Here is a 24604-nt window from a genome sequence, read left to right as displayed (position 1 = left end):
ACACATAAAGGATGGTTGATTGAAGTGCAGAATCCAAACGGAGTTAAAGATTTACTGAACAGCACCATCGCATCGATGAGTCAGGTTTTTCCCATCCCTATCGACACAAAGCCGCCCAGTATGCTGCAAAATGCGGTCATCCAGGGCGAGATCGGGGTGTTGATCGGGATTGTTGGCGATGTCGAAGGGAGACTGGTGATCGAAGGAGATATGCAAACGTTCGGTAAACTGGGACAATCCATGTTTGGCATGCCTCTTGAGGGTGAAATGCTCCATAGTTTTGTGGGAGAAATGGCGAATATGATTGCCGGAAATACATCGGCCATCATTTATCAGAAAGGGCACAAAATCGATATTACCCCGCCCACGGTCATGGTAGGTCAAATGCAGCTTTACGGATTCGAGAAGGGGATTTCAATAGCGGTTTCCCTCCAGGAAGTCGGAACCATCCAGATGATCCTTCTTCTGCAGAAAACCGAAGCCGCTTAAGGAAACATACACGATTAATCGAAAATTAAAGGTGGGGGAACACATGGAAAAAACGAGAGTTATACGAGCGCTGTGGGACAATTCCAGAAGAAGAACCGATTACAATCCGGAACGAAATGAGGGAGAATTGACGAGCGAAGAAATAGACGACATTCTGCACGATCTGGAGGCCGAGCTCCGAGTCATTGAAGGGCGCAAAGGCAGGAGGTACGGACAATGAAATGGTACCGCAATCTGAAAACCTCCGCAAAGCTGGTTTCGGCATTCGTGTTCATCGCGATTCTGCTTGTATTTACGGGTTTTTTCGGACTCGTTAATATGAGCAAACTTAACAACAGCCTGAGCAGCATGTATGAGGATAACCTGGTTCCGATTCGTCTCGTTTCGGATGCTTCCTACTATTATCAGCTGATACGAACGGATCTTAGGGATATGAACGATTTGGCGGAAACTCCGGCCCAGAAAGACGAGTACAAGAAGAAAATCGACGAGAACGTGAAAAAAATCGGAGACAAGATCGGGACCTACGAGAAAACAGAGGTCACTCAGGGTGAAAAAGATCTGCTTAAGGCTTATCATCCCGTATGGGAGAGCTACCAGAAGCAGCTGGAGGAAGCCGTTAAAATTGGCTATGGCAACGACCGGGAGGCGTTTAAAGGCCTGATCGCGGACGGCGTCTTCAAAACCAAGGGCGACGAGCTGTTGAAGGTTTTCGACGACATGTTCGAGATTAACGTGAAGCTGGCGGAAGAACGCAATGCCGAAGGCGCCGCTTTGTACAAAAGTTCCAGCAACGTGACCTTCGGGGTGATGATCGCGGCTTTCCTGATCTCCATCGGATTGGGGTATGCTATCGCGCGGATCATTTCCCGGCCGCTTAACCGGGTGGTCGGTCTGGTCGGTAAAGTATCCGCAGGCGATTTGACCGAAGTCACGGACATCGACACCCGCGACGAAATCGGGCAGCTGGCCAAATCCGTGAACGAAATGGTTTACAGCCTGCGAAGCACCGTGGGCGGTATTCTGACGTCGGCTGAGAGCGTGTCCGCGGCAGCCGAGCAGATTTCGGCGAGCACGCAGGAAATTGCCAGCGGAAGTGTCAGTCAAGCGGGCGCCGCGCAAACCATCCATGAGCTGTTCAAGGAGCTGTCCACCGCGATTACATCGGTCGCGACCAGCGCCGAACAAGCCTCTGAGGTATCTTCGGACGCGCTGGATATCGCCCAGCAGGGCGGCAAGATCGTGAATTCGTCCATCGAGAGCATGAACCAGGTCAATGAACAGGTGTCCAGACTCGAAGAGGATTCCAACAAAATCGGAGAGATTATCGAAGTGATTGACGATATCGCCGAGCAGACCAATCTGCTTGCCTTGAATGCGGCCATCGAAGCGGCGCGCGCGGGGGACCAGGGACGCGGGTTCGCGGTCGTCGCGGATGAAGTCCGCAAGCTCGCCGAACGGAGCGGGGAAGCGACGAAGCAGATTACCGCGATTATCAAGGGCATGCAGGAGAATACGCGCCAGAGCGTCAAGGCGGTCGGCGACGGTGTGGTCCTGTCCCGCCAGACGGGCGAATCGTTCCATAACATTATCGGCATGGTGAACGAGTCGGCCAACAAGGTGATGGAGATTGCCGCGGCAAGCGAGCAGCAGGCGGCGCAGTCCTCCGAGGTTATGTCGTCGATCGAGAGCATCTCCGCCGTAACCGAGCAGTCGGCGGCAAGCAGCGAAGAGACGGCCTCGACGGCCCAGTCGCTCGCCGGATTGGCGGAAGAGCTTAACCGGACGGTAGCGGTGTTCAAAATCAGCAAATCCGCCTAACGAGGCAGGGACCCCAGTCAGCCTGATTGGGGTTATTCTTTTAACGGCGGGAGCCGGATTCCGTATGAACGGCAGGGAGGACCTTTTTATGCAGGGAAATGGACAGGAGCAATATGTGGCGTTCGGCATCGATCGGGAGCAGTACGCCATCCGGATTTACGATATTCACGAGATTATTAAAATGCAGGCCGTTACGGCCATCCCTAATGTAAAGCCCTATGTCAAAGGGGTGATCAATCTGAGGGGGCGGATCGTCCCGGTCATCTCCCTTCGGACCTTGTTCGGAATGGAAGAAGCGGAGCCGACGAAGACGTCACGCATTGTCGTGGTTCATCATCTGGAGGATACCGTCGGGATTATGGTGGATTATGTGAGCAAAGTGACGACCTTCACGGACATTCAGCCTCCTCCGGAACGGGTGGGCGGTGTGCAGGGCGGATTTTTTACGGGAATCGGGCTTGCGGACAGCGGCCTGGCCGGGATATTGAAACTGGACGAAGTTCTGCTTCACGAATAGGAGTTGACGGGTATGTTGTCCGAGTACAGGGAAATCTTTCTGGAGGAGCTGGAAGAACAGCTTCAGGTCATGGACGGGGAGATTCTGAAGCTGGAGCAGTCCGGTGAGTCCGGGACCGTCATTCAAAGTCTGTTCCGGGCCGCTCATACGATCAAAGGATCGTCGGCGGCGATGGGCTTCGAGGAGATGAAGCAGTTAACCCACGAGATGGAACATTTGCTGGACCGGGTTAGAAGCGGGCAGCTTGCCGTGTCCGGCGCTTTGATCGATCTTCTGTTTACCGCGCTGGATATTCTTAAGCAGCTTAAGCGCGACATCGTGGGCGGGGAGCCGTCTTCCGCAGATATTTCGGACTGTGTCCGGGCGCTGAGGAGCTTCGGCAGTGAAGATCCGGGCCTGGACGGAGATAGGCCGGATGCGGAGGAAATGCCCGCCCATCGTGGTAAACCGTCGCTTTCGCTCGATTTGGGGTTAAGGGTGCAGGAGCGGATGGAGCTCGGCCAAAAGCTGTTCTGGGTGGACATCCGGATTGCTTCCGAATGCCTGATCCGCGGAGCCCGGGCGTACGTTATCCATTCGGCGCTGAATGAGCACGGCGACGTGCTTCTGGCCGATCCGGAACCGGAAGGTTTGGACGAGGAGGGCCCCGGGGACCTGCTTTTCTTGTATGCGGGAAATCAGTCCCGGGAGGAACTGCAGGTGTTCGCGGACGGCCTCATGGAGGTCGAGCGGGCCGTGGTGGAGCCGCTTGCGCAAGAGGAAGCGGCGGTAAGCGGAGCCGGGGCCGCAGAGCGCGATGCGGCGGGCGCCGGAAACAGCGCGGCGGCCGCAGTGAACGCGGCGGATGCAGCAGACGCCGGGGGCCGAGCAGGCGGCGTCATGTCCGCAGAGGAATCCGCGGGCCTGGCGCGCAGCACTGCGGGCGTGGGAGACAGCGGAGTCGCCGCAGTGAACACGGCAGGCCCGGCGCGCAGCGCAGCGGCTCCGGCGGGCGCAGCAGGCGGCCCAGCCGCCGCAGACGCGCCGCCGCACGCCACGGCACCGGCCTCCCGGCCGTCGGCCGAGGATGCTTCCGCTCCGGCGAAGGCCAAGTCTCCGACGATCCGTGTGAGCGTCGAGCGACTGGAGCACCTGATGAATCTGGTCGGAGAACTCGTAATCGACCAGACACGCATTCATCAGGTGGAGCGGACGCAGCGGCGGCGTTTCGCCGACGAGACCGTCGACGAGCTGGGCGACATTGCCGACCATCTGTCGCGGATAATCGGCGATCTGCAGGAAAGCGTCATGAAGACGCGAATGCTGCCGATCGAACAGCTCTTCAACCGCTTTCCCCGCATGATCCGGGATCTTTCCCGCATGCTGGGCAAGGAGATCGAGCTCGTCCTCGAAGGAAAGGATACCGAGCTGGACCGGACGCTCATCGAGGAGATCGCCGACCCGCTAATACATTTGATCCGCAACGCGGTGGATCACGGGATCGAGAAGCCGGAGGTCCGGACGCTGTCCGGCAAAAACGCCGGAGGCGTCCTCACGATCCGGGCCGCCCATGAAGACAACCAGGTCGTCATCTACGTGCAGGACGACGGAGCGGGAATCGATCCCGCCCGGATGATCCGCTCCGCGCTGGAGAAGGGGATCATCACCCGGGAAGAAGCCGGACTGCTGAGCGAGCGGGAAGCCGTGGAGCTTATTTTCCGCCCGGGTTTTTCAACCGCAAGCACAGTAAGCGACGTGTCCGGCAGAGGTGTCGGAATGGATATCGTCCGCAGCCACATTGAGAAGCTGAACGGGCTGATCGACATCGAAACCCGCCTCGGACAAGGAACCTGCTTCAAAATCAAGCTTCCCCTGACACTGGCCATTATCGTGGGCCTTCAGGTCAAACTCGGCGGGCGGACCTTCATCGTCCCGATGAGCAACATCGCGGAGATCGTCCGCGTGAACCCGGATGAGATTCGCAGCATTCAGGGACAGTCGGTCATCGTGCTGCGCAATCAGGTCATTCCGGTTGCCCGGCTTCACGATTACCTCCAGATCCCGTACACGGCGTATCCGGGCAGCCACATTCCGCTCGTTATCGTGGGATCGGCCGAGAAACGGCTCGCTCTGGTGGTCGACGAACTGATCGGCAATCAGGAGATCGTCATCAAGTCGCTGGGGCCTTTTATCGGAAAAGTCGACGGCATCGCCGGGGCGACCATTCTGGGCGACGGAAACGTGGCCCTTATCCTGGAGATCGCCTCCATCATCGGCAGGATAGGCGGCCAAAGTTTGTTGCCCTGATTAAGTGTTTTGGGGCCTGCCTTTTTGGTTCGGTGGTGGATGTAGCTTTGCAGGAGGCGTTGCGGAACTTTCCGGTTTAGACGTAGGATGTTTTAGCATGGTGATAGTATCCGGTATTTTCGTATTCCTTGAGTTGTACAGAAGGTTTTGTGTGAAGTTATTTGCTCTCGGGAATGGTCCGCCCTTACAGCTAATTCTGGATACTGAAGGGTGAACTGACTGAGCTACGGGTACCCGGCTGCCTGCGGGCGTGGCCTGTCTAGACGAGTTCGTATCGATCGGAAAGCTTGGCCATTGAAGGATGAGTTGAAGGTGTTCAGTGAAAATAAAGTGTTTTCTTAATGCTTAGGTTAAGATAAGTCCCCTGTTTAAGAACTACATGCTACCCGCATACGTTCTTTAATTAGTAATTGGAGATGGAGTATAATGAGAAGGACGTAGCCCAAGCGAAGGCGCGGGAGCGTCCTTTTTATTGAACTAACGGGCAGGATAGTTTAAATGTTCATGTTGTTATTAAAGTTACCTAAAACTATTCGTCCATGGATATTATTTGAGTACTTGCTTTCAAAAGAAAAGTGAGGATTATATTAGAGTTATTTCTAATATAGTCCTCACTTTATTTAAGCTATTTCCTTATGTTTTAACAACTATAATCGTAGGCGAAAGAGGGAGCTTCCGAAAATTAGAAAAAATATTGCCTAATTTTTCTGGATTATATCCTAAACCGTGTAGAAGCAATATTGCCTGTTTCACCATCCGGGAAAAACATATCTCCAGTAAACAGAACGCTATCTTCATTGTACTACTTCCAGATACGTTTCAATTTCATTGAAATTGTTGACTGATGATACAGAATGTAGTCCAGCCAGATACTATTAGTTAAAGTCGAAGTAATTATAAGGGGATGTCCCAAGCAGCCATTTAAGGCTTTTGGTACGCCCTCCTTTTTTATGCAAAATAATGCCCTTTTTCGAGATCGGCGATCAATCCGGGCTGTATCGGTTTCCAGCCCAGAAGCTCCCGTGTTGCCAGACTCGCTTGCGCAGTGTTAGACAAGCCTGTGATGTCGAATGCCGCAATGGGGCCAAGAAAGCCGAAATGGGCGGCAGCTTCTGCAGGTGTGATGCTGACCGTCGGCACGTTCAATTGCCGCCCGATGACCGCGGCGATCTCGCGGAACGGAATGCCTACATCGCCGACGCCAAACAGCCGTGAGCCGGCCGGGGCGGATTCCAGCGCCAGTCGGTACAGAACCGCCGCATCCAGGAGGTGAACCGCCGGCCAGCGGTTCGTTCCGTCGCCGATGTAGGCGGCGAAGCCCTTCGCCCGGGCGATGTTGATCAGCTTCGGCACAAAGGCCCTATCGCCTTCGCCGTGCACGGACGGTGAAAGCGTGACGATGGATGCCCGAATACCCCGCTCTGCCATTGCGAGCACTGCATGATCCACGGTTTGTCCATCTGCGTGAGCCGTGTGACCCGTGGTAATGAACGGCTTTCCGGAACCTTCGAGCGCAGCTCCCATGACTTCAACGGCCCGCAAATCCAGAGCCAGCGCATCCGTCAAGTCGGAAAAATCGCTAGTGAACGCTAGATGAATCACGCCGTCCGCAGCAGCAGCGGCGCTGCGCAGAGTATCGAGATCGTCCAGTGTGCCGTACAGCGCTTCGGCCCCCGCCGCCTTTAATCCCGCGGCTTTCTCTTCAGAACGGCAAAGACCCGACACTGTATGTCCCGCGCCGATCAGTTCCCGGACGACCGCGGAACCGACGTACCCTGTTGCTCCTGTAACAAAAACATGCATAATGATATCCTCCTTCATAGGTTGACTGCTTGATCATGTTAAACATAAACTATGAAGTGAACTCTAGGGCAAGCGGCCCAAAGGAGAAATGATGATGAAAATTCAGGAACTGGCGGACAAGATGGGATTAACGATCCATACGATCCGCTTTTATGAAAAGGAAGGCTTGCTGGATGATCGGCATGTCCGGCGAGAAAGCAACAATTACCGTAACTATTCGGAAGAGGCTGTCGAGCGGTTGAGGCTCATCAAGAATTTCCAGTCCATCGGCTGTTCGCTGGCCGAACTGAAGGAAGCTTTGCAGGAATGCGACACCAATATGAGCACCAATCTGCAGATTATAGATTGGATTCGCGGCAAGAAAAAGGAGATCGAAAGCAAGAAGGAAGAATACGACCAAATGCTGGACTCCCTTAACAAGATGCTGGAGTACAAGACTCTACTCATGAACGATCCGCAAAAAGCTCAAGAGATGCAAATGACTTGGTATGCCAGCTCATCCGATTGAGCTGCATTGTAGCTTCCCATTAGTCCATGCGGAACAACTGAAACAGGAACGCATACAAGCGATTTCGTTCGGCGACTCGGAAATTTTTTTAAAAAGTACCTTGGTGTAGCCGCGGAGAATAAAATCTCGGGCACATCTGTTTTTAAAAGTAGGCAGACATACGAGGGTGTTAGAGATACTCGCAGAGTTCTATTCTTAATGACTTTGTTGTTAATATCCCCAAAAATAAGTGAAAATAGTTTCCGCGTTTACTATAAGCGATTAGTTGATCGAGGAATGGCGAAGAGAAAAGCAATAGGACACGTATGCGGTAAGATTGCACAAGTTCTATACTCATGTCTTAAAAACAACGAATCGTATGATCCGTTCAAACATGCGAGCAAAATGGGAGTAAACCTTGATAGCGATAAAGTAAGATTAAAGCTCCCAGCTAATTTAGAAGATTATGAACGCCAGGCAGATGAGCTAGCTGATGATGATGTCTTATAAGCTACAGTACCTTACACTGCTTTTAATAAAACAAAGTTAGCCCATTGCCAATAAAATTTGGGAATAAACAGCATCCAAATTAAGGTGATGGGCTCATTTAAATTTTCATAAGCATTACACTACATTAGACTGGAGTCGTAAATTTATCGTAGTTTTTGAATTGAAGAATCGTCAGCTTTTAAAAAATAAGTTTTAGACTGATCCATTAAAAGAAGCAGCGGCGGATTATGACTTGATAAATAAAGTCTTAGTCTGCCTCTGTTGTTATTCAACTAACGTTTTCCGTTATAGCTTAATATTCGGAGTACTTTTGACCCACGGTAGTGTATAGAGGTTCTAGTCGTCAGACAACACCTCAATACATAAAACACCCGGTTGGACCAACTTTACTTTATTACTGACGCCACGTTCCGCTTGTGTTTCTTTCTGGCATGGATGAAGGGGAAGACAATTGGTTCACTGCTCCCTGTGCGAACCAAGTCATCCACCTATCAAGAAATTCATTTTCATTGCCAATTTCAATTCGAATGAATGGCCAAGCCACTTGAAATTCCGTTAATGCTCGACTAAGAGCTTTTCCGGACTCTACACCGGGTGAGAGGGAAAATGGATTTTGGAGCCCTGTCCCATTGAATATTGGCGTAAACATATATGCGGTTTCGTACCAATGAAATACCCCTTCTTCTTCAGCGTCGCAATACCAGACTGAATGCCCTCTTCCCTCGTATTGATAGCGGTTTGGTGGAATTCGAACTTCAATTGAAGCATGTGCCAGCACCTGAAAGGCTGGCTTGAAATGCCCCCAATTGTTGTTATTGGTCTCTTCAACAGGTTGAACTGTTAGTGTGGAAGGACCTAATTTGGCGGACAAACCATGTGAGTAGTCCCCACTATTATCAAGGATATGGACTTTCCGTGTCGTCCCAACGATCGACTTGTTCCTTATTTGTTCTATCGTTGCGTTCGGAGCATTATCACGGATTGATTGTTCTAATTGGTTGAGAACCATAGAAAAAATTTGACTTGCGGATTTTATAATCTCTCTTTTTCGCCGATCCTCATCTTCAGTTGCTGACCGTGCTGCCATTTCACTGGCTAATTGTTGAGACTGAGCTAAATTAGCTGACTGTAGAAGTGAAGCACCTCCAGATGATGGGCGAAGGATTGGAGCAAGGCGAGCCAAGAAGTTTTCGGCTAACGGCCGTACTTCTGGAGCCTTCATCAGACACTGAGCTACTAAAGCTGTTAAAAGCGGCGGGCAACCAGTCAACTGAGGAGGATTCTGCGTTAGATGTTCTTGCCTAGGATCAATACCGGGAAACGGTCGTCGACCTGTGACTAGTTCAAAACCAATAACGCCCAACGAATACATATCCGAGGCTGTAGTAGCACGGTAATATTGCCAACTTTCCGGTGCGTTATAGCCACCCGTCCAAGAGAACTTATGAGTGTCTGCTACAGTCGAAGCTTCTGCATATCGTGCTATCCCAAAATCGGATATACACCATTGTCCATTATAAAGCAGGATATTCTCTGGTTTAAGATCTCTGTGAACAACCTTACCCTTATCTTACTAAGAATTAAATTTAGCCTAGTGATTTTACAATCTCTAGGCATTTTAACTATATTTTAGTATATAATGGTCCTATATGAATAAAGGAGAAGGCCAAATTGAGTATTAGATACCCGCTAAATTTTATTTTGTTCATCGTTGTTTTCCTAATAGTTAACCAGTTGTCATTAAATGACATTTTGAAAATCGCATTAATCGCAATAATATTGGGTGGTATAGATTACTTATCATTTAAAACGGGACTTATCGAAAAGAAGGTTCCTGTATATATAGGTGCTGGCTTCATGGTGTTAGTAATCGCAGTAATGCTTTCAATAGGGTAGTCATGTTCGGTAAGGGCTCATGCAAAGACTTCCTTGCTTCAGGAATTATGGCTTACGTTGCTTATCTGCTGTGCTGCCTGAATGATCCGCAGGATTCATTCCGTTTCGGTCAAGGAGATCGGCTTTAATGCGGCGAAATGGGACTGTTCAATTTCTACCCACGACATCCGTGATTATTGTAACTGTAGTCATTTCTCGTATACACATATGCTGTCCGCACTAGATCCTCGTTTTCTCCCGGTCCTTCTTTTTCAATAGTCCTTTACCGGCAGCCTGCCGGTTGAAGGGCTATTTGTGTTTCCTTTTATCGTCCCCCTATAAAAACGTATATCTCCCCCGAGTAAAAATTTGTATAATAAAAGGATAGCTGTACCGGAAGAGCGTACGAAGGCAGGTTCCTTTGACGTTCTTTTCCTGCATCGGGGGCTGCCGGGGATTTTGAAACGTGCCGGGACAGATGCCGTATGAAACCGTGTTTCATTTAACGAATTCAGGTATACTTACTTACTGCCGGATGAACAGAACAGAGGGAGGGAAGACCGTGAAGCTTTTTAACGGCTATTATATAAAAAAAGGCAGACAGTACATAAAAGAAGGAAATTTCGCGAAAGCGCTTGAGTATTACGAAAAAGCCGATTACGGCAAGCTGGACACCGCCGAAAAGATTCGAGTCGCGGAGGTTTACCACGAGTGCGGGCGTACGGAACACGCGCTGTCTCTCCTGGGAGATATTATCGGGAGGGTGAGTTCGGATCAGGCCCATGAGCGGCGTGCGCATATTTTGCAGGAAATCGGCCGGGAAGATGAGGCCATGCGGGATCTGGACGAGGCCATCCGGCTCAATCCCGAACCTTATATGTACTGGTATACGAGGGGAATATGGCACAAGGATTTTCACAATTACGAGGCGGCGGCCGCCGATCTGGAGGAATGCGTCAAGCGCGAGTCCGAAGATTCCGTCGTATCGAGCTACTACGAGCTGGGTATGTGCTACTGGCGGATGGAAGATTACGGGCGGGCGGAGGAAACGTTCCGTAAAGTGCTGTCGTATCCCGACCGGGACATTCCCATTTTCCATTACAGGCTTGGAAAAACGCTGGAGAATCTGGGCCGGCTGGAAGAAGCCGCCGCTTCTATGCGCAAAGCCGTCGATCAGGTGATCGAATGGGAATACATATCGGATAAGGGGCAGCGGCTTGTGCTCACCCGGACCGGCTACGGCGCGGGAGCTTTCCGGATTTTCATGGAAGAGGCGGAGCGCACCTGCGGATTCCGCAAGGATCTGGCGGGTCTTTACGCCGGGCTGAAACGGTACGGGGAAGCTTTGGAAGAAATCAACCGCGCTCTTGAAGCCTACCCGGACAACGACGGTTTGCATCTGCAGCGTGTGGCGGTCTACCGCAGTTCGGGGCGCTGGGAGGACGCGGAGCGCGAACTGGATGTTCTGGAGAAAGGGCGGGACGTGGAAGAGCGCGTGCTGTGGATGGAAAGAGTCCTTCTCTACCGGGCGCAGAACCGGGATTCCGAAGCGGTCCCCCTTCTTCACAAGCTCTACGAGCAGGATTCCGGAAATCCGATCGTCTGCTACTGGCTGGCGGACGCTTACCTGGATCTGGGCCAGACCGAGAAAGCGCTGGAATTCAACAAGCGCCTGCTGGAACTGGAGGACGACGATCCTCTTAACGAGCAGCAGCGGGGTTTGATTCTGGAAGAGACCGGCGCCTACGGGCAGGCGGCGTCCGCTTACGGCCGAGCGATCGCGATGCAGGACCGGGCGGATTTCCGCATGAAGCGCAGCTATGCTTATTTCATGGACTCCCGCTTTGACGAGGCCTTGATGGATCTGCACCATGCGGCAGAGCTGGAGCCCGGCATTTCCGAAGGCGCCGGCTACCATCATGCGATGGGCCGGGTGCTGGAGGAGATGGGCCATCTTGACATGGCCATCGCTTCGTTTACGAAAGCGATCGACATTCAGCCGGAGCATGCGGCCTATTACGAGAGCCGGGCGAAATGCTACCTCACTCTGCGCGAGCTGGAGAAAGCGGAGCTGGACTGCATCGTCGGCTACGATAAGGATGCCTCCTATACGGATCTGATCAGTCTGCGGGGCAATGTGCTGTACTTGAAAAAAGAGTACGCCGAATCGCGCAACCTCGCCAGCCAGTTTTCGAGACTTCATCCCGACAGTCCTTCGGCTTTTTTCAATCTGGGTATCGTCTGTTTCAAGCTGGAGGGGGAAGAGGATGCGGCACGCAACGCTTTCGACCAGGCTTTGGCCCTGGACCCGTCCTACGGCGCCTGTTATATTTACAAGGCTTATCTGGATTACGGACGGCTGGATTTCCGGGAGGCAATCGAGAATCTGGCTAACTGGAGCCTGTTCACGTTCCCGGAGCTTTCGCTGGAAGAAAGACTCGAACATCTGGAGGAGCTAGACGGGCTGAACGAAACGGTATTGGAAGGAGCGGCACGGCGCATTACCGAGCTGTATCAGGGACACGTGTATCTGTCTTAAATGTGTCTGTGTGTTTCAACTTGCGTGAGGCTTGTTATATAACGGATAGAGGAAAAAATTAGGGGGGATTGTTTTTGCAGCCGGTTCATCAGCCTAATGATTTGATCATTTATCCGAGTACCAAAAAAACGATCGGGCTTGTTTTGGCCGCACTCGTTTTTGTTGTTCTGGGCGTCGTCTTTATAGGAGCGGGGCAGTCGGAGGAGGAACGTTCCCTGGGGCTTGTAGGGATCGGGGCAGTCAGCGTCGTCTTTTTCGGGGCGTGTCTGGTGTATCTGGTTTACCGGCTCTTTAACCGGAAGCCTTCTCTTATCGTGAACGATGAGGGGATTGTGGACCATTCGTCGGCTATCGGCGGGGGCGAGCTGAGATGGGCGGATATCGAGGAGATTATGCTGTACGACTATATGGGCCAGCGGTTTATCGGCATCCGTCTTCACGACACGGAAACGTACCTGGCCCGGCAGAGCGGGTTCAAGAAAACGCTTATGAAAGCGAATCAGGGGCTGGTGCAAGCTACGGTCAACATTACGCAGACCGCCGTGAAGATGCCTTTGGAGGAGCTGTACGGGCTGATGATGGAAAAATGGGAACGCGACCGCGCCAGTGCCTGAAAAGACCGGCCGCACCCGTGACAATACATAGGGCACGGACGACGGCAGGCAGGCGCGCCGTACGCCCTGCAAACGCCGAAAGGGCGCTCTCCACCGAAAATGGAGAGCGCCCTTTGTCCGATCAGCCGCGCAGGAGCGACTCTGCGCCGTCGACGTAGATTTCCGTCCCCGTGACATGGGAGGACTCGTCGGAAGCAAGGAAGAGCACGAGATCGGCCACCTGCTCGGGCTTTCCCGGCGCACCCTTGAGCGGATGATCGCCTTCCGGGAATTCGACCGGAATTTGAACTTCCTTCAAATCTTCGGTCGGATACGTGTTATCGTCGATATTCGTGTCGATTGCGCCCGGACAGATGGCGTTTACCCGGATTTTGTACCGGGCAAGCTCCAGGGCCGCCATTTTCATAAAGGCTACCTGACCGGCCTTAGTCGTGGCATAAGTAGAAAAACCGATATTGGAAAAGACGCGGTTGCCGTTAATGGAACTCGTGATAATGATGCTCCCGCCCTTTTCTTTCAGATGAGGAATCGCGTATTTGACGGTAGCGAACGTTCCGCGCAGATTGATGTGAATCGTCTGCTCCCATTCGTCGATTTGCAGCGTTTCGATCGGAGCTTTGGTTCCGTTGATGCCCGCATTGGCGAACACGATATCGATGCCGCCGAACCGGCTGGCCGCCTCTCTGAACCCCTGTTCGATCATCTCCGGTTTGGAAATGTCGCACTCGATCACAAGAGCCTCTCCGCCGGCGCTTTCGATGGTTTTTTTCGTTTTCTCCGCGTTATCGGGGGTGCGGTCCAGCATGACGACCTTAGCCCCCTGCTGGGCCAAACGGATGGCCGAAGCTTTGCCGATTCCGGAGCCGCCGCCCGAGACGACGGCCACTTTACCTTCCAAACGTTTATCCGGCATGTGTATGCCCTCCTTTTCAGCGTGAGTTCCGCCTGTTCGTAGATCCGAACGGGATAGTAGAACGAGATAAATTCTTTAAGGAATTACCCTCACGCCGGGCGGAGTGAACCAGTTAATGGTTCAGGGCCTCGCGGATGCCGTTCAGGTAGACGATGCCGAGGGCGCGGTCGTAAAGCCCGTAGCCGGGCTTTCCCGTTTCGCCCCAGATCATGCGGCCGTGATCGGGCCGCAGAGGACCCTCGAAGCCGACTTTCTTGAGAGCCTTCATTACTTCCACCATGTCGACGGACCCGTGCTCGGAGAGATGGGAAGTCTCGCAGAAGCTTTTGTCCCCGATCCGCTTGATGTTGCGGGCATGGACGAAGTGGATGCGCTTCTGGTGCCCGAAATGACGGAGCATGGCCGGGAAATCGTTGTCTTTATGGGCGCCCAGCGAACCGCTGCACATGCACAGGCCGTGATTCCGGCTGTCGTAGAGCCCAAGGAAACGGTCGAGGTTCTCCCGGTTCGTAATGATACGGGGAAGTCCGAAGATCGGCCACGGCGGGTCGTCCGGGTGAATGGCCATTTTGATGCCTTCTTCGTCGGCGACCGGCATGATTTCCCGGATGAAATAAGCGAGGTTCGACCAGAGCTTCTCTTCGTCGACATTTTTATAATGGTCGAAAAGGGTCTTGAGCTGGTCGTCCGTATAGCTCGTATCCCAGCCGGGAAGTTTCAGTTCGCCTGTAAGCGGATTCATTTTCTGCGCGATTTCTTCCTCGTAGATGAGGGCGTTGGAGCCGTCTTCCAGCTCATAGTTGAGTGAGGTGCGGGTCCAGTCGAAGATCGGCATAAAATTGTAGCAGACGGTATCGATGCCGGCTTTGGCCAGGTTGCGCAGCGTTGTTTTGTAGTTGTCGATATAGGCTTGGCGAGAAGGAAGGCCGAGCTTAATGTCCTCGTGAATGGGTACGCTTTCAATTACGTCCAGGCGGAGACCGTGATCTTCGATCGTCTGCTTCAAGCGGGTAATTTTGTCGAGCGGCCATGCTTCTCCGACGGGAACATCGTAGATAGCCGATACGATTCCGGTCACGCCGGGGATTTGACGGATGTTCGTTAAGGTTACGGGATCGTTCTCGCCGAACCAGCGAAAGGTCATCTTCAAGGTGATCATCCTCCCAATAAGTTTCGAGGCCGGGGCCCCGGTGCTCGGTGCTGCGGGAATCTCCCGCTTTATCCTGCCGACGCTGCATGCTGTATACGGAATGTGAGCGCCTGCTCTTGCATGCTCAGGAGGTAAGGCATCCCGAATCCCGCCGCTTGCGTCTTCAATCGGTGAAATAGTGGGGAAACTGCTCCCGGAGCTGCGGAATCTCATGATCCAGGCTGCCGAGATGCTGTTCCAGCAGCTGAACGGTACGCGTTTCGTCTCGCTTTTTCAGGCTGTCGAACAGCTCCAGGTGCTCTTCGACCAGTTTCCGGGTCAGCACCAGTTCTTTCATGGCCAGGTATCTGAGACGGTTCAGATGGCCCCGCATATGGTAAACCACTTCCAGCAGGGTTGCGTTGCCGGTCAGCTCCAGGATGCACTTGTGAAAAGCCTCGTCCAACTGCAGGAACTGAATCACATCCTGATGCTCCGCCGCCTCGCTCTGCTCCCGGAGAATACGGCTGATCTGTCTCTCCGCTTGCACGAACTTCTCGGAACTGTCCCAGCTTCCGGCCGCCAGCTTGAAGGCGCTGCTTTCGAGGCTGAGCCGCACAAAGCTGCTTTCTTTCACTTTGGATTCCGAAATGCGGGCGATCTTCTTATGCCTTTGGGGCAGCACCTCGATCAGATGCTCCGTTACAAGAAGCTGGAACGCGTCGCGGATCGGAGTCCGGCTGATCTGGAACGTATCCGCGATTTCACTTTCGAAAATCGGTTGCCCGGGCTCCAGCTTTAACGTGATGATGGAGTCCCGCAAGGCTTCATACGCTTGTTCGCCCAGCGACTTGCCGCTCGTAATGAGGGGGATTTGCGGGGTAGACGCCATAGAACTCACCTCCTTTATATGAGAGTCGGATTAAAATGAGTATACGTGTATACACGTATACGCGTCAATGAAAAACGATCCAGATGCTGGAAGGTTACTGATTACTCGATCAAGCCACTGGTAAAGAGAAGGCTATCACCGATTGCGGGGATCGGCCTGCAGGCAGGAAGCGGTTCGGTTCGCCTGCCGATCTATGATCGGCCGGGAACCACATGTTCAGGGCCAGCCTTCCGGCGCGCGAATCACGAGCTAGCGTTCCTGCAAGGCATGGCGGCGCTCAAGCCTGGCGCTCCCGCAGCCCGGCACCAGGGCCTGAAGCGGAACTGCCGCGTGTCTGCACCGCTTGGCGGGATCGGACCGGCTGCATCTGACCTGCCCCGGAGCTCGCCCCATCCTGCATCCGCCACCCCAAAAAGCAGGTCCTCCGCTATCCGTCCGCATGCTCTGCCGACGGATAACGTGAGGGCCTGCTTCCAGGGACGGGCTCGCGGTGCGGCTCTACTGCGCCTCGCGGGCCCACTCGGCCAGATATCTCCTGTGCTCCTGCTGCTGCCGCTCGCTGACTTCATGGCCGGAGAAAGGATGCACGTCGATGTGCTTATCCCCTTCGATCCGGTTGTAAGCGGCGAAGATGGACTCCGGCCAGCACACCATATCCTTGAGCCCGACGGTCATCCGGACAGGCACGCGGATGCGGTGGGCCAGGTTCATCATATCGAAATGCGCGAGCGTTTCGAATACCGGTTCCAGCCGGTCCGGGTTCCGCTTGATAAAATCGGCGGCTTCCTTCAGGGAACCGACCGAGTTCAGCACGCCGAAATCCATGTGGCACATGTTCGGGATGTCCGCGACGATCAGCGACACTTTCTCGTGAAGCGCGCCCGTGATCAGCGAGAGGCCGCCGCCTTGGCTGCCGCCCACTACCGCGATTTTGGACGTCCGCACTTCCGGGCGTCCGGCGGCCCACTCGACCGCTTTGTACGCATCCAGCGTAACCGCCATGTAATAGCAGCGGTCCTTGTCGAGGATGTTCTGCGTCATCCAGCCGGTGCTGGTCCCTCCGTCGTAGTCGAGCCGGTTGCCGGTTTCGCCTCCTTGGCCCCTCACATCGACGGCAAAAACGGCAAAACCTTGAAGCAGCCAAGCCGCATACCGTTCCGGCAGGCCTTTGTCGGCCGTATACCCCGGGAACATAACGAGACAGGGGTAGCTCTTCTTTTGCAGAAAAGAGGGGACGAGAAACCAGCCGTGGATAGGGGTTTCGTCAAACCCTTCGTAGGTAACGTGATACGTATCGACTCCGTTCATGAGCGAGTCTCTCCGCTCGACATGGGCGTTGAGGGGCTTGCTTTTGAAAAGGTCCAGCTTCTTGTCCCAGAAATGATCGGCTGCGGACGGGTCCAGCGTCAGCGCGGGCTTGTACTGATGAAGAGTATGAATTCTTTTCTCGACGGCATTCATTTCCTAATCCTCCAGTAATTTTGAAGTTTTATTCCATTTATTATAAACTCGCCAAGTGGAAAACACACGATGTTTTTGTGTGCGGAAGGGTAGGAAGAAGCAGACGGATTTGTAAAATAAGGTTGTAACCGGAGTCTGTCGTAACTAAAATGATAGAAAAGCATAAATCCTATATCTGCGCTATGAAGGAGAACGCCTGCCATGACTACGGATTCGGTCAGCATCAGACCCGCAACGGCGGAAGATACCCGCGAGCTTCACGATCTCATGATCCAGTATATCGTCGATTTTTATAAAAGGCCCCGTCCGGATGAGCGCGAGCTGGACAAGCTCATTGATCATCTCCGGGAGAATCCGTCTGCCGGTCTGCAGTTTGTAGCGGAAAGAGACGGTACGCTCGTCGGCTTCGCGACGCTGTATTTTTCGTTCAGCACGCTTCAAGTCAAAAGGACGGCCGTGCTGAACGATCTTTTCGTCGATGCTTCGGCCCGCGGACATAAAGTCGGAGAGCGGTTGTTCCGCTCGTGTCTGTCCTATATCCGGGAGCAGGGCTTTGCCTACATGACGTGGGAAACGGCCAAAGATAATACGGCCGCCCAGTCGTTGTACAACAAAATGGGCGGGCATGTCTCTACGGACTGGCTCGTGTACGAGATCGAGTAAAACGGACAGCAGCCCGTCCGTGATGGACAGGCTGCTTCAAGCGGCCGGTTAAGGCGCGCATATCTCCGGCGTGTCGTACCGGATAGGCCGGAACGTGCCGGATGCTGCGGATTCACGGGCTTGGACGCACATCAAGGCACTTAACAGGCCGTCGTCCATCGTAGCGACCGGTGAAGCGGCGCCCCGCATCAGCCCGGCGAAATTGGCCGCAAGGGCGGAGTCGCCGCCGAAATGGTTGTCGCCCGCCCCGATCTCGTAAGTCTCCACACGGGGTGTGTGGTGCATGAACACTTTCACCTGGCTCGTGTAGAAGTCGAACTCGACGGTACCTTTGTACCCGAGGAAGCGCGCTCCTCTGGAAGCGGCCGCCCGGCGGGCGAAGAAATTTTGCGAATACGACACATGCATGCCCGATTCGTAGCGGATCAGCGCGCTGCCGGAATCCTCGTTGCCGGTATCTTCGGCGTATAAGCAGTATTCCCACGTCTCCGGGATATCCTTGGAGGGGAACGCCGTGCTGTCCGGGCAGGTCCGCTTCTCTTCGCAGTCGGCGCATTTCAGGCCCGCAGGTTTCGTCCCTTTGAAAATCTGCTTGGACGTCATGGCGGCCACATCCGTCGGAGCGAGGCGGAGAACCGAATTGATATAGTCGAAGTCATGTGTCGCCTTCTGGAGGAAAAGTCCGCCTGTTTCGGCTTCGTCCCGATACCAGTTCTGGTAATACACCGCTCCGTACGGCACGTTATTTACGGCCTGCACGTGCTCGACGGTGCCGATTTTACCGGAGTCGATGATTTCCCGGACGAAATTGACGATTGACGTGACCCGCAGGGGAAACGATACCACGACCGGCGAACGAGACGCCTCGTAGCCCTGTTTCAACCGGAGCAGATCCTCCATCGTTGTCGCGACAGGCTTTTCCAGATACAGCGGCAGATGGCGAGAAAGCACCTTGAGCGCCATGGGCGTATGCAGGGAGCAGCGCGTTCCGATCAGAACGCCGTCCAGCCGTTCGTTACCCAGCATCTCGTCGGCGGATGCGTAGAAGGAGATATCCTCCCGTCCTTTTTCACGGAACTGTTCCCGAAGTTCCCCCAGGCGGATATCCGTGATGGCGGTTATTTTGCAGTCCGGGTCCTCCTTCATGATCTCCGACGCAACGTGGCTGATGCGGTCGCCGTAGCCGATTATTCCCAGGTTCATAGAAGCTCCTCTTTTCTGAATCGCATTTGGTAAAGGAATAAAATCCATTACGTTCAGTATAAAAAGGGAAGCCTTCTTTTTCTTTGTCCGAAGGGCCGGATTTTTTGTCCCTTTTTAGTTGAGAACGGTAAGGGAGGCGAGAGAGTGGAGGAGAAAAAGAAGGAGCCGTGCGAAAAGCCTGGTGCCCGGGAAGTTCAGGAAGCCCTGGAAAAGCAGGGGGACCATGGAACAAGCGAAAACCTGGAGCAGGAGAGCGAAGATCAGGAGAAGCAAGCCCAAGAAGCCCAAGAAGCCAGTACCTTGGAACTTCAAGAAGTTCCGGCAAGTGGAGAAACCCGGGAAGCCCGGCTTAACCGGATGCAGAGGACGTACTTGGAGCAGGTGATCCGGATCGGCAGCATCATCACGATGTATTATTTCGAGCATGGGAAGGACTACGTGTTCCGGGGAGAGCGGCATAACTTCTGGGAGTTTCTGTACGTGGACAAGGGAGAGATCGAGGTCGTGACGGACGACGCCGGGCATGTCCTCAAGCAGGGCATGGCTATCTTCCACGAGCCGAACGAATTTCACAGCTTCCGGGCCGCTCCCGGCAGGGCGCCTAATGTGATCGTGCTGACCTTTGACTGCGATTCTCCGGCCATGAGAGCTTTTGCGGGCGGGGTGCTGAGGCTGGAGGACGAAGAGAGGGATCTGCTGGCCCGGATTGTCCAAGAAGGGGAGAACGCGTTCGAATTTCCGTTCGAGTATCCGCTGAAGCGAAGAGAGAGGGCTCTGCCCGGTTCCGAGCAGCTGCTGCGCTGCTATCTGGAAGCGTTTCTGATCCGGCTGCTGCGTCAAGCGCCGTTTGACGAGAAAGCCTCTCCCGCCCAGCTGTCATCTCCGGCAAGACAGAAGAATCAGGAGGAGCTGGCGGCCAAAGTAATTGCGTTTATGGAAGCGAATGTGGAATCTCCCGTCACGCTGGATGAAATTTCGCGTCATTTTCATATCGGAAAAACGCTGCTCAAAGAGAGCTTCAAAGCGCAGACCGGCACAACCATTATGAAATATTGGAGCCGGATCAAGATCGGACAGGCCAAGCTCCTGATACGGGAAGAGGCGTGCAATTTTACGGAAATCGCCGGCCGGCTCGGATTCGGGAGCGTGCATCATTTTTCCAAAACGTTCAAGAAAGCGTCCGGCATGAGTCCGTCCGAGTATGCACGCTCCGTGAAAGCGAGAATGGGGACGGGGGACGGCCGGACGTAAAAACGATACAAACACAGCAGGGAGGCTCAGCGATGGGTACACAAGCCAAAACAAACGCTTGCCGGATGCTCGACAAGCTCGGTATCACGTACACTCTTCACGAATACGAGTGGGACGAAGATCAGCTTGATGCGGGAACCGTGGCGGGAAAAGTAGGGATCGGAATCGGCAGCATGTATAAAACCCTGGTTTTGCGCGGGGACAAAACCGGGGTTCTGCTGGCCTGCATTCCGGGAGACAAAGAGCTTCACCTGAAGGCGCTCGCTTCGGTAAGCGGCAACAAGAAGGTGGATATGGCCCCGGTGAAGGAGCTGCAGGCGCTGACCGGCTACATACGGGGCGGGGTATCTCCGCTCGGTATGAAAAAGAACTACCCGCTGTATCTGGAGCGCGCGGCGCTTGCGACCGAGCCGGTCAGCATTTCGGCCGGCCGCCGGGGGCTGCAGATTTTCCTCAGCGGGAAGGACCTTGCGGCGGCAGCGGACGCCATTCCGGCCGACATCACGCACTGAGGAGCGCGGAGAGTCCGGTGGGAGAGGAGCTTCCCCGGCGATATTCCCGCGCGCAAAAAGGCCCGCCAGCTTGAATGCTGGCGGGCCTTTCCGGCCTGCACGCAAGGTGCGGGCCGACCGGCTTCCGCTACCGGAGAGCGGCGGCCTGCGGCTGCTTACTTAATCGTTTTCGGCTCCGGATAGTCGACTCCGAGCGTATCCACCGTGACCTTCTTCATCGCCGGCGGAGTTTTGGGACGGTCGTTGGCTTCCGTAGGCTGGTTGACGATCTCGTCGACCGCCTCCATGCCTTCGGTTACTTTGCCGAAGGAAGCGTACTGTCCGTCGAGATGCGTGGAGTCCGCTACCATGATGAAGAACTGGGATCCGGCGGAGTCCGGGTCCTGGGCGCGGGCCATCGAGAGGACGCCGCGGGTGTGCTTCAGCTCGTTCTTGAAGCCGTTGGAGGTGAACTCGCCTTTGATGCCGTACCCCGGACCGCCGGCGCCGGTTCCGTCAGGGTCGCCGCCCTGGATCATGAAACCGGGGATGACCCGGTGAAAGATTTTGCCGTCGTAAAATCCTTTTTTGATGAGCGAAATGAAGTTGTTCACCGTATTCGGAGCCACCTCCGGATAAAGCTCCGCTTTGATGATTTTGCCGTTGTCCATTTCGATGGTCACGACCGGGTTCTTGCCGTCCGTCTTCGGCGGCTCCGAACCGCCCGCGGAACCGGCTGCCGTCGGGGACGGCGTCGGTGACGGAGTTGCCGTGCCGCTTCCGTCCGTCTTCGCTTTACCGCATCCTGCGGCGATGACCAGAAGGGCCATCACGAGAAGCAGAAGACCTGTAAAACCTTTGCGCTTGCCTGTCATGTCATTCATTCCACCTTATCTGCATGTTCTCGTTCCTATCATACCGCTTTTGGATGCCGGATGGAAATTTTGGGAACCGCGAGACGTGCAGCCCCAAGTTTTTGACTTGGTTTTTGGACTGTGCTACATTTAAAACGTACATAAATTGTGGACAATTTAATTTTTGTAAATCAAATAAGATCCGGGTACCTGTACCACCGCCGGGCAGCCGCCCTTGTAGTGCGGGACCGCAAAAAAATGGAGGAATTTGACGATGAGCGTATACCCTTATTCGGCCAGAAGCATTCGCGGAACGGAAACGAAGCTTGAAGAGTACAAAGGCAAGGTGCTGGTGATCGTCAATACGGCGAGCCAATGCGGATTTACGTCGCAATACGCTGATCTGCAGAAGCTGTACGAGAAATACCGGGACCAGGGACTTGTCGTCCTCGGATTTCCGTGCAACCAGTTCGGCGAGCAGGAGCCGGGCACGAACGAGGAAGTCAACACCTTCTGCCAGCTCAACTACGGGGTTACGTTCCCGCTGTTCGAGAAGATCGACGTGCGCGGTGAAGAGAAGCACCCGCTTTACGCTTACTTGACCGAACAAGCGCCTTTCGAAGGCTTTGACCTGAACCATCCGAGCGGGAAAATGCTGAATGCTTTTCTGTCGGAAAAGCAGCCGCATCTGCTCCAGGGCAACGATGTGAAATGGAATTTCACCAAATTCCTCATCGACCGTGACGGCAACGTCGTGAAGCGCTTCGAATCCGGTGTCGATCCTCTGGATATGCAGCCGGCTGTCGAAGCCGTCCTATAGAACCGGCGGACGCAGACAGCACCGCCGGCTGCCGGAATGTCTCAACCGGCCCAAAAAGAAAAGGAACCTACGTCGTAGGTTCCTTTTGTGCGAACAGGGCCAGCTTTTCGAACGGGTTGTTCGTGAAGCTGTCGCCGGTTTTGTACACGACCTCCGTCGTATACAGGGGAAGATCCCCGGCCTGATTCCGCTCCAGCACGAGCCGGTCGTGCAGATGGATGAACAGCTTAGCGGTATTCATCGCATCGTCCAGGGCCCGGTGATGGGAGCCGTCGAACGGAATATTCCAGTATTCGAGGGCGGTCTTGAGGCCCATCTGCTGCTGCTTCTCCTGCTGGACGAGTCCGGCCATAAGCTTTTGCAGGTTGTTGTGGTTGCAGATCCAGTCGGTTTTGACGCCATGCATCCGGCAGTCGCTGCCGAGCTGGATCAGGTCGTCGGGGCCCCACGCGCACAGATAGTAGTCTCCGTCCCCGATCCATTCCAGCAGACGTTCCAGCACGAGCGGCCAAGGTTCCGCCGATTGCAGCTCGCTTTGCTTAATGCCGGTCAGGGCCTGGGTGGAAGCGGAAATAACCGGAGAGCGGTCGGGTTTAACGAAAGACTGGAACGTGCCGGTAACGGCAGGTTTGCCATCCGTGATTTCAACGGCCGCCGCTCCGATTTCGATAATTTCCGAAACGTGGATCTTTTTGCGGGTTACGGTCATCTCCAGATCATACACAATTACTTTCAAAGAAACTCACCTCCTAGAGAGAAACCCTCATCATATCGTGTGCCAGCAGCACGCCCGGTGTGCCGGTTTTTTTATATTGGGCTAAAACCTCTTCGTAAGGCTCGTCATCCGTAAGATGAATCGCGATCACTTGAGGGATCCGGTCGACCGGATAGAACGTCAGGATGCCTTCCAGGCTGGTATGGATGCTCATGTCGCCCCGGGCCTGCGTCGCTTCGTGGATCAGTACGTCTATCCTTGGCTGGCTGCGTATCCATTCGCTCGGCGCCGTGTCCGCCGAATACACGAGCACCTTGTCCCCGCATGCGACCCGGATGCCCGATGTGGAGCCGGAATGCAGGCTCGTGAAGACGGAGACTGTCATATCGCCCTGGACGAACAAGGTTCCGGGCTCTGCGCAGTCGAACGGCTGCACCTTGATCTCGAAGCCGATGGGCCACTCGTCGGTCCGGTACGCGCGGAGAATATCGCCGAGCTGGTCCTTATGATCCTGCGGGCAGCAGATGATCAGCGGCTCTTTTCTTTTGCCGAGCCACATGCCCCAGAGCAAAGAAGGGAGACCGAAAATATGGTCGATGTGGAAATGAGTAAGAATGACCCCTTGGATGGATTGCAGCGGGATTTCAGCCTGCTTCAGCTTGCCGAGCGGATTGCCGCCCACGTCTATCATCCAATTGCCTTCTTCATGCTGAAGAAGCAGGTAAGTGTTGTCCCTTTCCCTGCTTCCCGAAGCGCTGGCACTTCCTAATATAAGAACGTCCACGGTGTTTTCCTCCGATCTGTTTGTCCCAAGTACTTATAAATGTATCGGCAATCGGCGGAATGTGCAAGAAAATCCTTGTAGGGGCGCCGTTTTCGGCCGTTTTGCCCTCATAACGGATTTTTAGGAAGATAAATTGCGGCTTTCTGCCGTCAGGTGTTTTGACGCTCCTTACAAAATGGTAAGCTTAGAACAAACGGAACCGCTAAGACGGAGGCTGCGTATGACCATTTATAACAAACTCGTTCGGGATAAAATACCGGCAATCATCCGGGAGAACGGAAGAACTGGAGGCTTTGCGCAGGCGGAAAGCGGCTAAGCGCGGAGGATTCCGGGACAGGATTTATCTGCTGGAAACGGAGGAAACGGAGAAATAGAAGGCCGTACAGAGACGTTTGTCGAATAAAATCGCGCTTTGTCATTTAATTTTCCAAATAGGCAGGAAATTTAAGTGTATTTGGCGAATTTTGTCATCTTAGGTACTCCGGCA

22 protein-coding genes and 1 pseudogene are annotated in these 24604 nt (G+C 54.1%); 13 read left to right on the top strand and 10 right to left on the bottom strand.

The features are described 5' to 3' along the window. Nucleotides 1–24: 24 nt before the first annotated feature. The 5 genes from HMPREF1207_RS08645 to HMPREF1207_RS08630 all read left to right on the top strand — a co-directional run bounded on the left by HMPREF1207_RS08645 (nt 25) and on the right by HMPREF1207_RS08630 (nt 5113). Entirely contained in the window at nt 25–489 is a 465-nt protein-coding gene (locus HMPREF1207_RS08645; RefSeq protein WP_009675094.1) for a chemotaxis protein CheX, read from the top strand. A gap of 43 nt (nt 490–532) precedes the next feature. Beyond that, nucleotides 533–709 carry a hypothetical protein gene (locus tag HMPREF1207_RS29750; RefSeq protein ID WP_009675115.1) on the top strand — a complete coding sequence of 59 codons (177 nt, stop codon included), beginning with the start codon at nt 533–535 and terminating at the stop codon, nt 707–709. Next, nucleotides 706–2310 carry a methyl-accepting chemotaxis protein gene (locus HMPREF1207_RS08640; RefSeq protein WP_009675120.1) on the top strand — a complete coding sequence of 535 codons (1605 nt, stop codon included), beginning with the start codon at nt 706–708 and terminating at the stop codon, nt 2308–2310. The genes HMPREF1207_RS29750 and HMPREF1207_RS08640 overlap by 4 nt, the downstream gene beginning before the upstream one ends. An 88-nt stretch (nt 2311–2398) precedes the next feature. Continuing rightward, nucleotides 2399–2827 (top strand): chemotaxis protein CheW, encoded by a 429-nt coding sequence (locus HMPREF1207_RS08635; protein WP_016423592.1) that lies wholly within the window; start codon nt 2399–2401, stop codon nt 2825–2827. Between the two features lie 12 nt (nt 2828–2839). Continuing rightward, nucleotides 2840–5113 (top strand): chemotaxis protein CheA, encoded by a 2274-nt coding sequence (locus tag HMPREF1207_RS08630; RefSeq protein ID WP_009675088.1) that lies wholly within the window; start codon nt 2840–2842, stop codon nt 5111–5113. A gap of 948 nt (nt 5114–6061) precedes the next feature. Here HMPREF1207_RS08630 and HMPREF1207_RS08625 read toward each other — a convergent pair. Continuing rightward, nucleotides 6062–6916, bottom strand: coding sequence for an SDR family oxidoreductase (locus HMPREF1207_RS08625; RefSeq protein WP_009675116.1), 855 nt, complete (start codon nt 6914–6916; stop codon nt 6062–6064). A gap of 94 nt (nt 6917–7010) precedes the next feature. Between HMPREF1207_RS08625 and HMPREF1207_RS08620 the strand changes: the two genes are divergently transcribed. Beyond that, nucleotides 7011–7424 carry a MerR family transcriptional regulator gene (locus tag HMPREF1207_RS08620; RefSeq protein WP_036739596.1) on the top strand — a complete coding sequence of 138 codons (414 nt, stop codon included), beginning with the start codon at nt 7011–7013 and terminating at the stop codon, nt 7422–7424. 198 nt (nt 7425–7622) lie between these two features. Further along, nucleotides 7623–7913 (top strand): hypothetical protein, encoded by a 291-nt coding sequence (locus HMPREF1207_RS08615; RefSeq protein ID WP_231392027.1) that lies wholly within the window; start codon nt 7623–7625, stop codon nt 7911–7913. A 394-nt stretch (nt 7914–8307) separates the two neighbouring features. Here the strand turns inward: HMPREF1207_RS08615 and HMPREF1207_RS28655 are convergent. Continuing rightward, nucleotides 8308–9465: pseudogene (locus tag HMPREF1207_RS28655) on the bottom strand (serine/threonine protein kinase); the annotation flags it as partial. 885 nt (nt 9466–10350) lie between these two features. On the opposite strand from HMPREF1207_RS28655, the gene HMPREF1207_RS08600 reads away from it, so the two are divergent. Both HMPREF1207_RS08600 and HMPREF1207_RS08595 read left to right on the top strand, forming a co-directional pair. Further along, nucleotides 10351–12327 carry a tetratricopeptide repeat protein gene (locus HMPREF1207_RS08600; protein WP_016423589.1) on the top strand — a complete coding sequence of 659 codons (1977 nt, stop codon included), beginning with the start codon at nt 10351–10353 and terminating at the stop codon, nt 12325–12327. Nucleotides 12328–12401: 74 nt separating this feature from the next. After that, on the top strand, nt 12402–12941 hold the full coding sequence (locus tag HMPREF1207_RS08595) for an STM3941 family protein (protein ID WP_009671281.1): 540 nt from the start codon (nt 12402–12404) through the stop codon (nt 12939–12941). Between the two features lie 121 nt (nt 12942–13062). Here the strand turns inward: HMPREF1207_RS08595 and HMPREF1207_RS08590 are convergent, their stop codons facing one another. The 4 genes from HMPREF1207_RS08590 to HMPREF1207_RS08575 all read right to left on the bottom strand — a co-directional run bounded on the left by HMPREF1207_RS08590 (nt 13063) and on the right by HMPREF1207_RS08575 (nt 17336). Then, nucleotides 13063–13854, bottom strand: a complete 792-nt coding sequence (locus HMPREF1207_RS08590) for an SDR family oxidoreductase (protein ID WP_009671279.1) — start codon at nt 13852–13854, stop codon at nt 13063–13065. A gap of 112 nt (nt 13855–13966) precedes the next feature. After that, on the bottom strand, nt 13967–15004 hold the full coding sequence (gene uxuA, locus HMPREF1207_RS08585) for a mannonate dehydratase (RefSeq protein ID WP_016423588.1): 1038 nt from the start codon (nt 15002–15004) through the stop codon (nt 13967–13969). A 163-nt stretch (nt 15005–15167) separates the two neighbouring features. Beyond that, the gene (locus HMPREF1207_RS08580; protein WP_009671275.1) at nt 15168–15875 is read right to left on the bottom strand and encodes a GntR family transcriptional regulator; all 708 of its coding nucleotides are present in this window, start codon (nt 15873–15875) and stop codon (nt 15168–15170) included. 498 nt (nt 15876–16373) lie between these two features. After that, nucleotides 16374–17336, bottom strand: coding sequence for an acetylxylan esterase (locus HMPREF1207_RS08575; RefSeq protein WP_009671295.1), 963 nt, complete (start codon nt 17334–17336; stop codon nt 16374–16376). Nucleotides 17337–17537: 201 nt separating this feature from the next. On the opposite strand from HMPREF1207_RS08575, the gene HMPREF1207_RS08570 reads away from it, so the two are divergent. Then, the gene (locus tag HMPREF1207_RS08570) at nt 17538–17999 is read left to right on the top strand and encodes a GNAT family N-acetyltransferase (RefSeq protein ID WP_009671272.1); all 462 of its coding nucleotides are present in this window, start codon (nt 17538–17540) and stop codon (nt 17997–17999) included. A gap of 48 nt (nt 18000–18047) precedes the next feature. Here the strand turns inward: HMPREF1207_RS08570 and HMPREF1207_RS08565 are convergent, their stop codons facing one another. After that, on the bottom strand, nt 18048–19202 hold the full coding sequence (locus HMPREF1207_RS08565) for a Gfo/Idh/MocA family protein (protein WP_009671315.1): 1155 nt from the start codon (nt 19200–19202) through the stop codon (nt 18048–18050). 144 nt (nt 19203–19346) lie between these two features. Between HMPREF1207_RS08565 and HMPREF1207_RS08560 the strand changes: the two genes are divergently transcribed. Next, on the top strand, nt 19347–20453 hold the full coding sequence (locus HMPREF1207_RS08560; RefSeq protein ID WP_009671305.1) for an AraC family transcriptional regulator: 1107 nt from the start codon (nt 19347–19349) through the stop codon (nt 20451–20453). Nucleotides 20454–20485: 32 nt separating this feature from the next. Further along, complete coding sequence (ybaK, locus tag HMPREF1207_RS08555; RefSeq protein WP_009671277.1) at nt 20486–20965, top strand: Cys-tRNA(Pro) deacylase; 480 nt, start codon at nt 20486–20488, stop codon at nt 20963–20965. A gap of 155 nt (nt 20966–21120) precedes the next feature. Here ybaK and HMPREF1207_RS08550 read toward each other — a convergent pair whose 3' ends face one another. Beyond that, a complete protein-coding gene (locus HMPREF1207_RS08550) occupies nt 21121–21819 on the bottom strand; it encodes a peptidylprolyl isomerase (RefSeq protein WP_009671285.1) in 699 nt (232 codons plus the stop codon). A 253-nt stretch (nt 21820–22072) separates the two neighbouring features. On the opposite strand from HMPREF1207_RS08550, the gene HMPREF1207_RS08545 reads away from it, so the two are divergent. Further along, complete coding sequence (locus HMPREF1207_RS08545; RefSeq protein ID WP_009671296.1) at nt 22073–22618, top strand: glutathione peroxidase; 546 nt, start codon at nt 22073–22075, stop codon at nt 22616–22618. A 67-nt stretch (nt 22619–22685) separates the two neighbouring features. Here the strand turns inward: HMPREF1207_RS08545 and HMPREF1207_RS08540 are convergent, their stop codons facing one another. After that, nucleotides 22686–23354, bottom strand: coding sequence for a 3'-5' exonuclease (locus HMPREF1207_RS08540; RefSeq protein WP_009671325.1), 669 nt, complete (start codon nt 23352–23354; stop codon nt 22686–22688). A 13-nt stretch (nt 23355–23367) separates the two neighbouring features. Continuing rightward, complete coding sequence (locus HMPREF1207_RS08535) at nt 23368–24117, bottom strand: MBL fold metallo-hydrolase (RefSeq protein ID WP_009671297.1); 750 nt, start codon at nt 24115–24117, stop codon at nt 23368–23370. Between the last annotated feature and the right edge of the window lie 487 nt (nt 24118–24604).

The sequence above is a fragment of the Paenibacillus sp. HGH0039 genome (assembly GCF_000411255.1).
Lineage (GTDB): Bacteria > Bacillota > Bacilli > Paenibacillales > NBRC-103111 > Paenibacillus_F.
This window is presented reverse-complemented; position numbering and strand designations above follow the sequence as displayed.

What these genes read in the sequence shown, in the direction of transcription:
- HMPREF1207_RS08625 (WP_009675116.1), bottom strand. Translation starts at nt 6,916, where the DNA reads ATGCATGTTTTTGTTACAGGAGCAACAGGGTACGTCGGTTCCGCGGTC.
- HMPREF1207_RS08565 (WP_009671315.1), bottom strand. Translation starts at nt 19,202, where the DNA reads ATGAACCTGGGAATAATCGGCTACGGCGACCGCATCAGCCACGTTGCG.
- HMPREF1207_RS08570 (WP_009671272.1), top strand. Translation starts at nt 17,538, where the DNA reads ATGACTACGGATTCGGTCAGCATCAGACCCGCAACGGCGGAAGATACC.
- HMPREF1207_RS08575 (WP_009671295.1), bottom strand. Translation starts at nt 17,336, where the DNA reads ATGAATGCCGTCGAGAAAAGAATTCATACTCTTCATCAGTACAAGCCC.
- HMPREF1207_RS29750 (WP_009675115.1), top strand. Translation starts at nt 533, where the DNA reads ATGGAAAAAACGAGAGTTATACGAGCGCTGTGGGACAATTCCAGAAGA.
- HMPREF1207_RS08590 (WP_009671279.1), bottom strand. Translation starts at nt 13,854, where the DNA reads ATGCCGGATAAACGTTTGGAAGGTAAAGTGGCCGTCGTCTCGGGCGGC.
- HMPREF1207_RS08640 (WP_009675120.1), top strand. Translation starts at nt 706, where the DNA reads ATGAAATGGTACCGCAATCTGAAAACCTCCGCAAAGCTGGTTTCGGCA.
- HMPREF1207_RS08630 (WP_009675088.1), top strand. Translation starts at nt 2,840, where the DNA reads ATGTTGTCCGAGTACAGGGAAATCTTTCTGGAGGAGCTGGAAGAACAG.
- HMPREF1207_RS08635 (WP_016423592.1), top strand. Translation starts at nt 2,399, where the DNA reads ATGCAGGGAAATGGACAGGAGCAATATGTGGCGTTCGGCATCGATCGG.
- HMPREF1207_RS08545 (WP_009671296.1), top strand. Translation starts at nt 22,073, where the DNA reads ATGAGCGTATACCCTTATTCGGCCAGAAGCATTCGCGGAACGGAAACG.
- ybaK (WP_009671277.1), top strand. Translation starts at nt 20,486, where the DNA reads ATGGGTACACAAGCCAAAACAAACGCTTGCCGGATGCTCGACAAGCTC.
- HMPREF1207_RS08615 (WP_231392027.1), top strand. Translation starts at nt 7,623, where the DNA reads ATGACTTTGTTGTTAATATCCCCAAAAATAAGTGAAAATAGTTTCCGC.
- HMPREF1207_RS08620 (WP_036739596.1), top strand. Translation starts at nt 7,011, where the DNA reads ATGAAAATTCAGGAACTGGCGGACAAGATGGGATTAACGATCCATACG.
- HMPREF1207_RS08580 (WP_009671275.1), bottom strand. Translation starts at nt 15,875, where the DNA reads ATGGCGTCTACCCCGCAAATCCCCCTCATTACGAGCGGCAAGTCGCTG.
- HMPREF1207_RS08550 (WP_009671285.1), bottom strand. Translation starts at nt 21,819, where the DNA reads ATGACAGGCAAGCGCAAAGGTTTTACAGGTCTTCTGCTTCTCGTGATG.